The following is a 15,467-nucleotide window of genomic DNA, read 5'->3' as shown; positions in this document are numbered from 1 at the left end:
GCCCTCTGTTCTGCTGGTTTCAGAAGAAAACCTTTCGTCTTTTTATCATACCGTTTGCTTCATCGTGCTGTCAATCGCCTGGCCAAAAGAATTTGAGACATTTGCGCAACCTTTTCCGTTTAACATAAAAACGGTACCGCCTGACCGAATCCGTATGCAACAAGAGAGGAAATAAGCACATGAGAAAGATACTGATTGCAGAGGATGACGCTCTGCTGAACCGTACCCTTGGCTATAACCTGATCTCCGATGGGTATGATGTCACGTCAGCCTGCAATTACAGGGAGGCTGTTCGGGCTTTGAAGGAGCATGAATTTGACATCGCGTTCCTGGACATCCATCTGCCCGACGGGAGCGGATTGGATCTGTGTGAAGAAATCCGGGGACGCGGCCAGCATACCTACATTATTTTCATCACCGCAGACGACAGGGAAAGCGATATGCTCAAAGGCTATGAGGCGGGCGGCGCGGATTATGTGACGAAGCCCTTTTCGGTGGCGGTGCTGTGCAGGAAGGCGGCCGCGGTTTTTGCCAACCTGGAGATGCGCGCACCCCGGCACGATGTATATGACGACGGCTTTCTGAAAATTGATTTTTCCGAGCGGAGCGCGTCCATTGACGGCGAACCGCTGGACTTTACGCCGAAGGAATACCGCACCCTGTCCCTGTTTGTGAAAAATCCGCGCATCATCCTGACCAAGAGGCAGATTTTGGAAAAGCTTTGGGACGTGGAGGGGGATTTTGTGGATGAGCATACGCTGGTCAGCACCATCAGCCGTATCCGCAGGAAAATTGAAACGGAGGAACGCAAATACATCAAAACAGCCTATGGGATGGGGTATCAGTGGATCGGCGGTGAGCCGGGATGAAAATGGAACGCCTGCCTGTGAAAAAGCTGTTGGGAATTATCATCTGCGGTGCGCTGGCAACGTCGGCAATCCTGCTGCTTGTCTTGTTTTGGGTGACGGGGAATGGGTGGCTGGTTTTGTATGGGGGAGCTCTGACGGCCGTGCTGCTGGTGTGGGGCGGGGTTTTCCTGTACTGCTTTCAGAAGAAGCTGACCCGGTTTGCCGACAGCCTGTGCCGGACGCTGGATGATATGATGGACAGTGCCGCCCGGCCGGGGATGGACTATGAAGCGGAGACGCTCCTGGCGCGGATCAGCCACCGGCTGGAACGGCTGTATCGTGTCATGCAGCAGGATCGGAACAGCGTGGCAAAGGAAAAGGCGGAGCTCCAGTCCCTGTTATCGGATATTTCCCACCAGACGAGAACACCCGTTGCCAATTTGAAGCTGATCCACGAAACCATGCTGACCCGTCCGCTTTCCGGGGAGCAGCGGGAAGAATTTCTGCGGGCGGCGGGGAGCCAGCTGGACAAGCTGGATTTTCTCATTCAGGCGCTGGTGAAAACCTCCCGGCTGGAAACCGGTGTGATTGTTCTCGAAAAAAAGGATGCTGCCATAGAGGATACGCTGGCGGCTGCCATCAATGGGATTTTGGCTCCCATGGAGAAGAAAAACCTTTCCCTGAGCGTGGACTGTCCGGAGGAGCTGACGGTATCCCACGACAGCCGCTGGACCTCGGAAGCCCTGTTCAATCTGCTGGATAATGCGGTAAAATACACGCCGCCCGGCGGCAGCATCCGTGTGACGGTGCAGAGTGGGGAGATGTATCTGAAAATAGATGTGGCGGACACCGGCCGGGGGATTCCGGAATGCGAGCACGCGGCGATCTTCAAACGCTTTTACCGGGAGGAAGCCGTGCATGAGACGGACGGGATCGGGATTGGGCTGTATCTCGCCCGCAAGATTGTCACCATGCAGGGCGGCTATATGATGGTGGCTTCCGAGATCGGAAAGGGTTCCACGTTTTCGATTTTTCTGCCTCGTAAATAAAAAACGAGCGTTAGGACATTTCCGCAACATTTGACCGGTACCCTTGCTGTATACAACAAAGGAAGGCGGTATTCCCATGCGTATCCTGCAAACAACCGATTTGAAAAAATATTATGGAACGGAACCGAATCTCGTCCGTGCCCTGGACGGCGTAAACTTCTCCGCGGAGGAAGGGGAATTTGTGGCCGTGGTAGGGACATCCGGCTCCGGCAAGTCCACGCTGCTGCATATGATGGGCGGTTTGGATACCCCCACCTCCGGCAGCGTTGTTGTCCGGGACAGGGAGCTGGCAAAGATGAGCGACGAACAGCTTACCATCTTCCGCCGCCGCAACATCGGCTTTGTGTTTCAAAATTATAACCTTGTTCCGATCCTCAGTGTGTATGAAAACATCGTTCTACCCGTGGAGCTGGACGGCGATACGGTGGACCGGCGTTTTCTGGAGGAGGTGGTGGAAATGCTGGGCCTTGAAGAAAAGCTTCAAAGCATGCCGGGAGCCCTTTCCGGCGGCCAGCAGCAGCGCGTGGCGATCGCGCGCGCTCTGGTGTCAAAGCCGGCGATTGTGCTGGCCGACGAACCGACCGGAAGCCTGGACAGCCGGACGAGCGCCGAAGTGATGGGGCTGCTCCGGCGCACCAGCCGGGAGTTTCACCAGACCCTGGTGATGATCACGCATAACAACGAGATTGCCCAGCTTGCCGACCGTATTGTACGGATTGAGGACGGCAGGATTGCCGGGTGAGGGGGTGAGAACATGAAGATTGCCTTCCGGAGAGCGTGGAAAGCCTGCGGGCAAAGCAGGAGTTTGAGTTGAAGCAAAAGGAAAAAGAAGCAAGGGCAAATGCATTTGTTATCCTGCCTCCACGTCCCGGACGTTCTCTTTTCGGGCCGGATACGCTGGATGATTGGATGCATGAAACGGCGGCTGTTTCAGATACCATCGCGCAGGCAGCCGTCCGCGATGGGGATCCCTCGATCGATGTGCTGGTGATGATGCGTGGAGTGGATGGAACTGTCCGGTTCCTGCCTTGGCAGGAGAGAGGAGCGGCAGTGGCGGCGGACGCGCCGCCTTCGCGGGAGGAGGCGAGGAGAATTGCGCGGCAGAAACTTCGCCTTCCCGCCGCATTCAGCCGCAGATGGCGTATCGACGGTATAATTCGTGAACTGGAGGAGGTCAACAGCCGCTTCCTGCCGCGATGGCAGGAGGCTCCGCTGCTCAGAGGAGAACTGGTGCTGCTGCTCGACGAGAACCTGACCGCCTCTTTGGCGGACACAACCTTGCGGTACAGCCGTGAGAATGGCTTAACGGTACGAGGGAGGAAGGCAATGAGAGAAAAGGAATTTAATCTCTTGGAGGAACCGTGGCTCCGTGTGAGATCCCCTGATTGCGCGGTGCGCGAGGTTTCGCTGACAGACGCTCTTCTGCATGCGCACGAGGCAACGGATCTGGCGGGTGAGCTGCCCGCGCAGGATGCGGCGGTGCTTCGTCTGCTGCTTGCTGTCTTGCATACAGTTTTTTCGTGCGTGGATGAGCAGGGGATTCCCGCGCCGTTTCAGTCGGAGGAGGATGCTGTCGCTCGATGGGGAGCGCTTTGGCGCCTGGGGCGTTTTCCGGAAGAACCCCTGCGCCGGTATCTGGAGACATGGAGAGAGCGCTTTTGGCTCTTTCATCCGGAACGCCCGTTCTGGCAGGTACCGCAGGCAAAGATCGGGACGGAGTACACGGCGGCGAAGCTCAACGGAGAGCTTTCCGAGAGCGGTAATAAAATTCGGCTGTTTCCCCCCTGCTCCGGCGAAGAAAAGAACGGGATGGGGTATGCCCAGGCAGCGCGTTGGCTCCTCTATGTAAATGGATACGATGATACTTCCTCCAAGCCTAAAACCAAAGGGGCACCGTCGGTGGGGGCCGGATGGTTGGGAAAGCTGGGGCTGATTCAGGCGGTTGGCAGCAATCTCTTTGAAACGCTGATGCTTATGTCTTGCAAAAGTAGTGTTAAGGGTTTAAATCAAAATACTTTTTTATGGCAGTGTTGCTTGCACAGTAAACAAAGAAAGCTTGGCATCCAAATCAGACTCTTCAAATGGCAAAATAGTTTGAAGAGCCTGATTTTTGTTTAGATACAATATTTAGTAACCGCTATCTGTTTCGCAGAAAGACTCCTAACTTTTGTGCTCTTTACTCCCGCCTCAAAATACGCACGCTACCCGTCAGATGCAGGAGAGGGCAGTAGAGAAGATGGGGAAGCTTTATGGAACAAGTACTGTGAGCACACAAAAAAATCCCCGCAAACCAAGCGGTTTACGGAGATTTCTGGAGCTGGCAATGTGACTCGAACACACGACCTGCTGATTACGAAGCGGATTCAAGAGTGAAAACCAAGGTAAAACGGTAGTTTTTAGGCTTTTTGCAGCGGTTGAATCATCAGGTCGGGCTTCTTTCACGAGTGCTGTCACACGCAAATTTTCCGGTATGGGTCAGAGCGTGGGTCAACGGAGAGAAATGAGAGAATCTCATATGTTTCAAATTTTGAGCTGTAGTAAACAAAGATAAGCTTCCCCCCAAAAAGACAGTCTTCCCTCACTTGTTCAGGAGCCAACGAATGCCAGCAACTGTTCGCACCTCTGCACGCTCATGATAACCGCCTGGGTTCACCTCAAACACGGTATCGATCCCCCAGCCCTGGTAAAAAGTCTGAATCTCTTCCGTGTTTTCTCGAACATGCTGCAGAACCTGATTTCTGGTCTTGCTTTCCTTGTCTCCCAGAGAAAAGTATATGCAATCAGGTCAACGTTTCGGTTCATGAGAAAAAACATACTCCTTCATCTCGAGAAACCATAGGGAGCCGGACATGCTGCCCACACGGAAGAACCAATCGGTCCGGTACACGGCATACAAGGCAAACAGCCCTGCCAGCGAATACCATGCGACTCCACGCCAACGTAAAGTTGCAGGGAGTTTCTTTTTCTGCTGCTGAAACAATCTTCTCCACCAATAGTTGCAGATACTCGTCCGCGTCTCCGATGAAGGGCTCAGCGTTTTTGAAAACAGTTGGACTGTTCCAGAGCGCCATATGTGATTCCAGTCCAGATCGCTGATTGCTGCCAGCGTAAACGGCGGGTAGCCGATAGCCCGTGCCGCCTCAAAGACCTTTTGCCCCTCATTGGAGAAGGTGTTGAGATAAAGAATAGGCGTTTTTGCTTCCTGTGTGTCACGAAGTTTGATGTGATTTATTTTACTGCGGCGGAGTATAGCCTGCAAAATTGTGATGCGTTTACTATGAGCTTTTTTGCGACTGTTGATATCCTCTCTATATATGTAGATAGACAGTGAAAAACAGGACATTTTTCTGTAGAATATAGCCAAGAAAATATTGAACATGAAAATGGTGTAGCTTATTTTGGGAAATAAAAGATAGCGATTATCAAGGAACACACAAAGCATCATAGAACACGAAAGGAAATCTGCGAGGTATACGGCATCAGTAAATCTTACCTGTGCTATTTGCTCAAGCAGTATCGAGAAAACCGCAAGCAAGGAATCACTACCACCAAATACTACTTGGAAGAATTTAAACTCCGTGTGGTCAACCGACACTATGAAAAAGATGTGAGCATTGCTGGATTGGTGAAAAAACAGGGATCCAGTATCGAGCGGTCAAGGAATAGCTAAGTCGGTATGAGAAAGAGTTGCTGGACTCATTATTCGCAAACGTGGAAGGGAGAAGATAGTGGAACCTAAGACGGATGCAGACCACATCAATCAATTGAATATGACAAATACCTGTGTAGAAGACTTTTTCAGTTACTGAAAAATGAGTGTATTTATGCCCCCAACCTCAGATCATTCAAGCTGAAGTTGAATTGGTGGACAAGTACATGTACTTTTATAACCATAGCGTATACAGATTGCTACAAAAATCCCTCTATGGAGATGTGTTTAGGAGCAGAAGCATAACTGGTATCATAAATTTCTGTCTGCTTGACAGGGCAGCACAGCAATAAACTTTCTGCATTCTGCTATAATATAAAGAAAAGCAAAGGAGTTTTCAACATGCAGTTGATGAGTATGTTAAGAAGATTTGGCAATATTTTATCTGTGAAGAAAGTGGAGAAGCAACCATCAAAAAGTATGTGCAGGATGCAGAGCAGTTCCTGATTTGGCTGGGAAAGCGGGAATTGACCAAAGATCAGGTCGTCGTATGGAAAGGGGGGCCGGGAAGCGGTACGCTCCTATAACAGTGAACAGCAAATTGGCTTGCCTTTCCATGTAAAATCAGGAGAAACGCCTTGCTATCCCTTTCTCTTTGTGCTAGAATAAAAGGGTTAAAAAGGGATTAGAATATGAATTTCTTCTATTTTTCATGCGAAATATTCATTTTGTATTGTGAGTAGGTGAAGGAGGGACTGTCGTGGATAAGCAGACCACATGAAGCTCAGTGGCCGATTCATGGCAGCCCGAACGGGTACTGACGTTGGAACAGATCGAAAATTTTGTCGCACATCTGAGAGAGAAAAAGTATATTCAAGGAACCGTGAATCGCTATGAGTGAGATCTCAAGCAGTTTTACGCTGCCCTGCCGAAGGACAAATGTGTTTATCGGGACACGCTGGAGAACTACCGAGAGAAGATATTGGTGGACGGCTATGCCCCTCAGACGGCGAACCTGTGCATTTCGGCGGCGAACAGCCTGTTCCGTTATTTGGGTCTTAAAGAGTACCAGCTGGATAACCAGCTTCGCCCAAAGAGTGAAAATTTGCCTGAAATCAACCGATTGGAGTATCTGCGCCTACTGCACACTGCTCGTGCTCTGGGCAGAGAGTGCGAATATGTTCTTATTAAGCTGTTTGTCTCTACGGGTATCACCATTTTGGAGGTTTTCAAAGTAACGATGGAAGCCGTGAAAGCCGGACGGATCGAGACACAGCCCAGCAACAACAAGCAGATCTTGCGACTGTCTCATTGCCTGCAGCAAGAACTGCTGAACTACGCTGCCCACAATAACGTTTACCAGGGACCGATCTTCCTCTCCCGAGACGGCAAAACCATGGAGTGTTCAAATATCACACAGCGTATCCATCGGATCTGCATAGCTTCGGGTGTGCCAGAGGAAAAAGTAACCCGCGCTGCTTGAAAAAGCTGTACCAAACCACTCAAGCAGGCATTGAAGCCAACTTCGATTTGCTTGTCGAGCAGGCTATGGAGCATCAGCTTGAAAAAGAACAGAAGAGCGCCGACTGGAAGGAAAGCGGAGAACACGCGCTGCAGCATTATCGCTTCAAAATGCGGCTGCGGAGGGGGAGTTATGCAGAATCAACCGGAAGTTTCCGTTCTCATGGGGATTTATGATAAGTCGGCAGACATTACTGCAGTACAGCGTAGTGTACGGTCAATTTTAAATCAGACTTTTTCTGATTTTGAGTTCCTTATTTGTGATGATGGTTCCTCCCCACAGATTCAATCTTATTTGGAAGAAACAGCCCGGCATGATTTTCGTATTCGATTGGTTCGTCCTGGAAATGCGATTTTGTTGCCGGTAAAGTTGAATTGTTGTCTGGCTGAGGCTAGAGGAACCCTATTGGCCCGCATGGATGGGGATGATTTTTCCCATCCGGATCGGTTTGCCAAACAGATAGACTACCTTGCCAAGCATCCACAAATTTCTTTTGTAGGCTGTAATGTTCGCCTGACTCGTGCAGGTCAAACCATTGGTGCTCGATATTTTCCAGAATATCCACAAGTTCATGATTTTTATCTGACACAGCCATATATTCATCCGACACTTATTTTTCGGAAAACGGTGATAGAAGCTGTAAATGGATACAGCGAGGATAAATCAGTAATTCTTTGCGAAGATTACGATCTTTTGCTTCGATTATATGCCAAAGGTTTTTTTGGTGCAAATTTGCAGGAATATCTATTTGATTACACGATTCCCACTATGGTGAAAGGAAATCGGAAGATGCGGCATCGATGGAATGAAGTGGTAACACGTTGGAATCGCTTTTACGAACTTGGTATTTTGCCCGGCGCCTTGCCATATGTGGTGAAACCAATTGCAGTGGGATTGATGCCGGAAAGCATTTTAAAAAGGGTAAAAAAACTATGAAATTGTCAGAGAACATAAGATCTGAAAATTTGCCACAGACTTTAATAAATAAATTTGAAGGCCCAGTACTTTTTTCCTATGTATGGTGGGTTTTAATGAAAACTCAAGAAAGAGGAATTAAAACATTGTATTTTCTATCAAGAGATGGCTATCTTTTGAAAGAAATTGCTCAAGAATTTTGTAATCGATTTGCGTTGCCAATAGAATGTCGATATCTTTATTGCTCAAGGGTTTCGTTAAGATTACCTTCTTATCATTTGATAGGGGAAAAATCTTACTACTTCCTCTTAGAATCTGGATGTTATATAACATTTAAAAAAATAATGAAACAAATTAATTTAACTGATGAAGAAAGTAAAATTGTTTGTTCTGATTGTGAATTTTCTTGGAAAGAAAAAGACCGGGTTCTAGGGAAAAAAGAGTTTCAAGAATTATCGAAACGCTTGAAAAATAGCTCTGCATATAAAGAATTGGTTATGAAGAAGTCAAAGGAAGCGTATCAGACAACAAGTGAATATTTACGTCAGGAAATTCCATTGGATTCCCCAAAAATTGCTATTGTGGATAGTGGATGGTTAGGGTCCATGCAGTTTTTTTTATCTCAACTTTTACATTCAATGGGGTTTCAGGGGGAAATTGAAGGGTTTTATTTTGGCTTATATAAATCTCCGTCTGATCCGCAAAATGGAAAATATAATGCATGGTATTTTGACACCAATACAAACATTCGTGGTAAAGCGGAGTTTTGTAATAATTTATTTGAATGTCTACTTAGCGCACCGCATGGTATGACAACAAAATATTCCTATAGGGATAATAAATTTATGCCAGTATTGGAACCGGCCCAAAATTATAGCTCTTTTTTTTATAGAGAGAAAAAGCTTTTGCAATATACACGAAACCGCTTGGAAACAACTATATTCCAATTTTTTCAAGAAAACGAACAGAAAAGTGAGACGCAAAAATTAATAAAAAGATATATGATGTATCCAACTAAACAAGAGGCGAAATATTATGGAGACTTACGGTTCAGTGCCGATATTACAGAGTCTTCTATTTCATCTTTGGCTAGTCCTGATAAAGAATTACTTCAGAACTGTCTCATTTCCAGAAGAATTTTGTCATTTTTTAAAATCTCTAAAAAGAACCGCCCAATACCTTATTGGCCATATGGGGCTATTGCATTTTTACCAGAGTGGAAAAAATGGTGGTATCGGAAAAATGTTTATTGGTGGGAATGGATGCGGTGTCAAATAATGAGTAAAAATTCTTGATATAATTATAGATTTAATTGCGAGGGGAGAGGATGAATTATGGAAAAAAATTATAAATTGGTGGCAATGATTCCCGCACGAATGGGCTCGAAACGTATTCCCAGAAAAAATATACGATATATGATGGGAAAGCCTTTAATACAATACCCCATTGATTTAGCACTTGGCAGCAATACATTTGAAAGTGTTTGGGTTAATACAGAAAGCGTTCCGTTGGGGCATGCTTGCGAAAAAATGGGAGCAAAGTTTCATAAACGTCCTTTAGAATTGTCTAGCGATACAGCTACGAATCGAGACTTTGTATATGAATTTTTGAAAAATCATGAGTGCGATTATGTTGTTATGATTAACCCTACTTCACCTGCGTTGAGGCCAAAGACATTAAATCGCTTTATTCAATTTTTGCAGGAAAATACATTTGATACTGTTTTATCAGTAGAATCTATTCAGGCAGAAGCATTTTATCAGGGGAAACGAATTAATTTTACAGGAGAAGATAAAATACCATCACAATTGTTGGAGCCTGTAGAATTTGTGGTTTGGGCATTAACAGCATGGAGAAGAGAAACATTTATTAAGATGCAAGAAAATGGTGAATGTCCTATTTTTGGTGGAAATGTAGGCAGGTTCTCTATTCCAAAGGATGAGTCTGCAGATTTGGATACAGAAGATGACTGGAAAATTGCGGAAGCTGCATTGTTGGCCAGAAAGTCCATACAAATTAAAGAAAAAGAGTATTTGAATTTAGAGGATTATTTATGCGACAATCCAATTACTTAAATTCATATAGGTCTGAGTTTGAAAAGAAATTTTCTTCATGCAAAGCAGTTAGCTTTGATGTATTTGATACAATACTTTTGCGTCCATGTCTTAGAGCGGTAGATATGTTTCGCCTAGTACAAAAACGTTGCGGTTTAGACAACAGTTTCCCAGATATTAGGCAGAAAGCCGAATGGATGGTAAGAAATGAGTCTGCTGCTTCTGAAGAGATTACTTTAACGGAAATTTACAAAAAAATTCAAAAAATTTTAGGGTTTACTTCTACAAAAATCGATCAAATTTATGAAGAAGAAATAAAAACGGAACTGGACCACCTGTGTATAAATCCTGAAATTAAATCTTTGTATGAAATGGCATTATCGGAGCATAAAAAGATTATTTTTTGCTCCGATATGTATTTGCCACAAAATATTATAACATCTGCGCTTCAACAAAATGGAATAAGAGAAGTTTCATCTTTATATGTTTCTAGTAATTTTGGATGCACAAAATCAACAGGCTCTCTTTTTAATATTATGTTAAAAGATCTTTCATATCAAGGCATTATGCCTAAAGAAGTTATTCATATAGGTGACAATCGGATCAGCGATGTTTTAAATGCGAGGAGGGCAGGAATTCAAGCAGTTTGGTATCCTTCTCCAGTTTATCGATTTCAAAAAACCGCTGTTTGGAAAAAAATGGAGTCTGTATTTGATTGGGATTCTGATGATACGTTTCTTTTGGGAAATGCTGTGCGCTTATTTTTTTCTTCCAATCAAAATAACACAGAAACTTTGCTGTTGAATACAGCTTTTTCTTTATATTTTTTATTGGGTGGCAATGGAGGCATTAAGCAAAATGAAATAGAGCGTCAAGCAATGGGAGATCTAATATTTTTATTGTCCTCTTTTCCAGAATTTGAAAAAGCGAGCGGTTTTTATCAAAAATCTTTTCAAGAACTTTTTAGCAAAGATGGAGCAGTATCATGGGGGAATGGGCGCCTTTTCTCTATTCTCCTTCAAAGCATTATTGGATTTCCCGCTTCAAGATCGACTGCATTTTCAAAATGGAAAAAGCAGTATAGTGGTAATTTGCAGATACAATTTCCAAAAAGAAAAGTTTTTCACAGAAATATTGAAAAAAAAGAAATATTCTTAAATTTAAAAGAACAACTTCATAAAATTCCTCTTTTATATTTTTTTTTGAGAAAATTTTACCGATTTGGAAGGTGGGTTATAGAGAACGATAAAGGACTACTTTCCCAAAAAAGACGGATTAAGCTAAAAGATGAACTTCAGAAATCCTTTGTTGAACTGGAACATATTACAACAGAATTGCCAGCAAAAGAGCACACTATTTTGATAGTAGGTCATATGCCCTCATTTGATAAAGGAACTTGCCGTTATCTGAATGAAATTTCTGCACAAATGCCATTTTGGAATTGGGTGTTTTTGTCTGAAACACCTCAGATTTCACGCAAAGAAATTGCACAAAAAATTCACATACCTTTTTTAGTAGTTCCTAAGTGTCCATTTGAAGGATGTTTTGACAAAAATCTTTCTATTCCCTTAAAGAATGTCGATTATGGATCTGATTTTTTAACAAAATTAAAAAATCAAATTGTCATGAATCTGGAGCAACATTTTCCTAAAATGGGAAAAGGGTATGCAGAATATTTATATTCATATTTTCTGAAATATACAAAAAGCTGCCTTTCACTTTTGAAACCTTCACTGGTTCTTGTTTGGAATGCCTTTATTCCATCTCATGAAATTTGGAAATATTTTTGCCAAGAATCATCCGTTCCTATTTTATGGATGGAGTTTGGTTCATTGGCTGGAACACTAACTTTTGATCAGATAGGACAAATGGGAGAAAGTAGTGTTTGCAGAAATGCGCAAAAGTTTTTACGCCTTAAGGTAACTGAAAAGGAAAGAGAATATGCAAAAAAAGTCTGTTCATATTTAGTTGATCATCAATGTAATCGTAATCCACAAATTTCTAATTTTAAAGAGGAAAAATCTTTAAAAAACTTAATTGTTCCACATAAGCCTATTATTCTCTATTTTGGCCAAAGCGATTATGAGTCAGGTTTATATCCTTACACATCAATAACGCAAAATTTTCATTCTCCCTATTATCGAAGCAGCATTAGTCTTTTACATGATTTATCAGAAATTGGTCTGGAATTAGGATGGAACATAGTTTATAAACCACATCCGGAAATGGTTCGATCATCACAGGTTGGAGAAATCCCATCCAACGTTATCGTAATAAGTGAGCTCAGTATTTTCAAACTCATAGAAATTTCGGATGTTGTTGTTACCATTGCTTCCCAATGCAGTTATGAGGCGGTGCTGCGAAAAAAGCCGGTAGTAATGTTGGGAAGAAATCAACTTCATGGAAAAGGAATTGTATTCGAGGCTGAAAAGTCAAATTTAAAAGAAACAATTCAAAAGGCGTTGCAAGAAGGATTTTCAAGCTCCCGACAAGAGGCATTTGAACTTCATGTGGCTCAAATGTTGAAATACTATCTTTATGATGATATGGCTCCACGTGAATTGCGTTTTGGAAAAAGTCAAATTGAATTTTTAGAGACGTTAAAGACTTTAATCGAGTCAGAGGAAGGGAAAAATGGACAAAAAAATTAAATTATTGGATTGCACATTGCGAGATGGTGGTTATGTAAACGATTGGAATTTTGGTTACAGCACAATTATATGTATGTTTGAACGACTGGTAAGTGCAGGGATTGATCTAATAGAAATTGGCTTTTTGGATGATCGCCATCCATTTGATAAAAATCGTACCATTCAACCGACGACCAAGTGCTATGATGAAATTTTTTCTGGATGCGATAAGGGAAATTCCACTGTTATGGCAATGATTGATTATGGTACATGTTCCTTAGAAAATATTGGACTTTGTGAAGAATCTTTTATTGATGGCATTCGGGTTATATTTAAAAAGCCAAAAATGTACCAGGCAGTGGAGTTTGGACGTAAGCTTATGGAAAAGGGGTATCAGGTTTCCTTACAGATGGTATCCATTACATCCTACAGCGATAGAGATCTTTTGGATTTAATTGATCAGATTAATGAGGTAAGGCCTTATGCAATTTCTATGGTGGATACTTATGGTTTGATGCATAAAGAAGAAATGCTTCATTATTTTCACATTTTAGATCGAAATTTGTTGCCGGGTATTACAATTGGCTATCACTCCCATAACAATTTTCAGCTGGGCTATTCCAATGAAGTGGAAATGATCCAACGTTCTACTGCTCGTACTTTATTGGTTGATGGAACTGTGTATGGAATGGGAAAAAGCGCAGGAAATGCACCGCTGGAATTGTTAGCGCAATATTTAAATGAAAATTACAATGCTCATTATGATATTGATCAAATTCTGGAAATTATAGATGTCAATATTATGCGGATTTATAGGGAACATTATTGGGGGTATTCTCTGCTATTTTTTCTATCAGCATCCAATGATTGTCATCCAAATTATATTAATTACCTCTTATCAAAACACACACTTTCTATCAAAGCAATCAATGACATTGCACGTGAGATTTCATCGCAAAAAAAGCTGGATTACGATCAGTCATATATAGAATCCTTATATCAGCAGTATCAGAGAAAAGTAGAGTTTGAAAGTGACACAATACGCCAATTAAAAATGGAGCTGACAGGGAAAAGTCTTTTACTGTTGGGCCCAGGGAAATCTCTTGATACCAAAAGAGATCAAATCCATGCTTATATTGAAGAGAAAAATCCGATTGTTATTTCTGTAAACTGTATTCCTCTAGATTACCGTTTAGATTATGTATTTATAGGAAACTCCAAAAGATATAATATGTTGTTTCAATTTTTTAAAGAGTTAAGAGACAACACTAAAATAATTGCAACTTCCAATATTTCGAGTGTAAAGAGGCCTTTTGATTATATTTTTAATTATAGTTCATTACGAGATGATAATTGCATCATTGAAGATAATGCTTTTATTATGATGTTAAAAGCACTTCTTCTTTTAGAAATTGATAATGTTACACTTGCGGGATTTGATGGCTTTTCTGAACAGACAATAGAAAATTATTATGATGAATATATGGATTTTTCCACAGACTATGACAAGCTTAAGCTTATTAATGAAACGGTTCAGAAAAGTGTGCAGGAATTTCGTCCAAAATTGAAAATAGATTTTCTGACGGAGTCTTGTTATGAAAAATAGACAAAAATATAATACTGTGCTTTTTGATTTAGATGGTACTTTATTGGATACCTCTTTTGGAATTTTGAAAGCTGTTGATGCCACAATTGAAAGTCTTGGTTTTAAAAAGCTTTCTCTAACTCAAAAAAAACTTATGATTGGACCGCCAATTGAGCAATCTTTCCAAAAAATTTATTGTCTGTCTAAAGAAGAGGCTGCTCATGCGGCCTCAGTTTTTCGTGAAATTTATGCAGAAAAATATTTAATGGATGCGATACCTTATCCAGGGATTTTGGATTTGCTGCGCTGGATGAAAGCAGAAAAATGGAAAATGGGGATAGCAACTTATAAACGAAATGATTATGCACAAACTTTAATGATGGAAAAAGAAATATTACCGTTAGTTAATATTGCTCTGGGAGCCCGAAATAGTACTGAAACAAAAGCAGATATAATACGGACTTGCCTATCTACATTACAGGCAGAACCTCGAACCACTCTAATGGTTGGGGATACACTTCACGACTATATAGGTGCAGTACAGGAGGGATGTTCTTTTATAGGCGTAACATATGGATTTGGATTTCAAGATGAGAAAGAAATTCAGAAGATGAAAAACGTGGTATGGGCAAATTCAGTTCTAGAGATAAAGTCTTTCTTAATGTCGTAATATAAATTTTCAAAATAGTAGGAAGTTTTAATTTATTTAGAGTGGAGACGGGAGGAGTGTTGAGCATACAGTGTTAAAAATAATTACACATCTGAAACAAAAATTATTATCTTTTTTGATTTTTAAAAATTGTGAATTATCAGCATCCATTTTTTCACAAATCCCGTTTTTATCATCTAAAACTAGTGAAATTCTATGGAAGAAGCTTTTAAAGGAAAAGATATCTTCATCCATCATTTCCCAAATAGTTTCTCAATTAACCTCAGTTGATGGAATTATGGGAAAAGAACAGAGAGAGAAAATGTTAAAATATCTTCTGTCTCAGCCTATTTCAGGGAAGCAGCAGGAAATGATGGCATCTGCATGCAAGGTAGAGCAGATTTCTAAAGAAACGAGGAAAAATCTTTGGGAAAAGCTTTCTCAATATCCGGTTCCGTCAGAAAATATTTCATCCATTATCCATGCATTGATAGATTCCAGAGTGATGCAAAAAGAACAGAGGGAGGAAATGTTGGAATATCTGCTGTCTCAGCCTATTTCAGGGA

At 42.3% G+C, this 15,467-nt stretch carries 14 protein-coding genes; 13 read left to right on the top strand and 1 reads right to left on the bottom strand.

Annotated features, from left to right (window positions below; all coding sequences use genetic code 11):
* The first annotated feature begins 179 nt into the window (after positions 1-179).
* The 4 genes from B5F35_RS06755 to casA all read left to right on the top strand — a co-directional run bounded on the left by B5F35_RS06755 (position 180) and on the right by casA (position 4,015).
* Positions 180-869, top strand: coding sequence for a response regulator transcription factor (locus B5F35_RS06755; RefSeq protein WP_087239320.1), 690 nt, complete (start codon positions 180-182; stop codon positions 867-869).
* A complete protein-coding gene (locus tag B5F35_RS06750; RefSeq protein ID WP_087239318.1) occupies positions 866-1,897 on the top strand; it encodes a sensor histidine kinase in 1,032 nt (343 codons plus the stop codon). The genes B5F35_RS06755 and B5F35_RS06750 overlap by 4 nt, the downstream gene beginning before the upstream one ends.
* A 76-nt stretch (positions 1,898-1,973) precedes the next feature.
* Positions 1,974-2,639 carry an ABC transporter ATP-binding protein gene (locus tag B5F35_RS06745; RefSeq protein ID WP_087239316.1) on the top strand — a complete coding sequence of 222 codons (666 nt, stop codon included), beginning with the start codon at positions 1,974-1,976 and terminating at the stop codon, positions 2,637-2,639.
* A gap of 68 nt (positions 2,640-2,707) precedes the next feature.
* Positions 2,708-4,015, top strand: coding sequence for a type I-E CRISPR-associated protein Cse1/CasA (casA, locus tag B5F35_RS18685; RefSeq protein ID WP_162611355.1), 1,308 nt, complete (start codon positions 2,708-2,710; stop codon positions 4,013-4,015).
* 667 nt (positions 4,016-4,682) lie between these two features.
* Here casA and B5F35_RS19170 read toward each other — a convergent pair.
* Positions 4,683-5,432 (bottom strand): hypothetical protein, encoded by a 750-nt coding sequence (locus B5F35_RS19170; RefSeq protein WP_242969424.1) that lies wholly within the window; start codon positions 5,430-5,432, stop codon positions 4,683-4,685.
* 1,099 nt (positions 5,433-6,531) lie between these two features.
* Here B5F35_RS19170 and B5F35_RS06730 point away from each other — a divergent pair.
* The 9 genes from B5F35_RS06730 to B5F35_RS06690 form a co-directional block, all read left to right on the top strand.
* Complete coding sequence (locus tag B5F35_RS06730) at positions 6,532-7,029, top strand: site-specific integrase (RefSeq protein ID WP_140401167.1); 498 nt, start codon at positions 6,532-6,534, stop codon at positions 7,027-7,029.
* On the top strand, positions 7,026-7,244 hold the full coding sequence (locus tag B5F35_RS06725) for a hypothetical protein (RefSeq protein WP_087239312.1): 219 nt from the start codon (positions 7,026-7,028) through the stop codon (positions 7,242-7,244). Before B5F35_RS06730 ends, B5F35_RS06725 begins: the two co-directional genes overlap by 4 nt.
* Positions 7,201-8,004 (top strand): glycosyltransferase, encoded by an 804-nt coding sequence (locus tag B5F35_RS06720; RefSeq protein ID WP_087239310.1) that lies wholly within the window; start codon positions 7,201-7,203, stop codon positions 8,002-8,004. Before B5F35_RS06725 ends, B5F35_RS06720 begins: the two co-directional genes overlap by 44 nt.
* Positions 8,001-9,278: a hypothetical protein gene (locus B5F35_RS06715; RefSeq protein ID WP_140401166.1), complete on the top strand. Its 1,278-nt coding sequence runs from the start codon at positions 8,001-8,003 to the stop codon at positions 9,276-9,278. Before B5F35_RS06720 ends, B5F35_RS06715 begins: the two co-directional genes overlap by 4 nt.
* 39 nt (positions 9,279-9,317) lie before the next feature.
* Positions 9,318-10,058, top strand: coding sequence for an acylneuraminate cytidylyltransferase family protein (locus tag B5F35_RS06710; RefSeq protein ID WP_087239306.1), 741 nt, complete (start codon positions 9,318-9,320; stop codon positions 10,056-10,058).
* Positions 10,037-12,688, top strand: a complete 2,652-nt coding sequence (locus tag B5F35_RS06705) for a capsular polysaccharide export protein, LipB/KpsS family (RefSeq protein WP_140401165.1) — start codon at positions 10,037-10,039, stop codon at positions 12,686-12,688. The genes B5F35_RS06710 and B5F35_RS06705 overlap by 22 nt, the downstream gene beginning before the upstream one ends.
* Positions 12,672-14,273, top strand: a complete 1,602-nt coding sequence (locus B5F35_RS06700; protein ID WP_087239301.1) for an aldolase catalytic domain-containing protein — start codon at positions 12,672-12,674, stop codon at positions 14,271-14,273. Before B5F35_RS06705 ends, B5F35_RS06700 begins: the two co-directional genes overlap by 17 nt.
* Positions 14,263-14,922 carry an HAD family hydrolase gene (locus tag B5F35_RS06695; RefSeq protein ID WP_087239299.1) on the top strand — a complete coding sequence of 220 codons (660 nt, stop codon included), beginning with the start codon at positions 14,263-14,265 and terminating at the stop codon, positions 14,920-14,922. Before B5F35_RS06700 ends, B5F35_RS06695 begins: the two co-directional genes overlap by 11 nt.
* 70 nt (positions 14,923-14,992) lie before the next feature.
* On the top strand, positions 14,993-15,467 hold a 475-nt coding region (locus B5F35_RS06690), incomplete at its 3' end, for a hypothetical protein (RefSeq protein WP_140401164.1).

Source organism: Anaeromassilibacillus sp. An200, from assembly GCF_002160025.1.
GTDB lineage: Bacteria > Bacillota > Clostridia > Oscillospirales > Acutalibacteraceae > Caccousia > Caccousia stercoris.
Note: the sequence above shows the minus strand (reverse complement) of the source record. Positions and strands in the feature narration are given on the sequence as shown.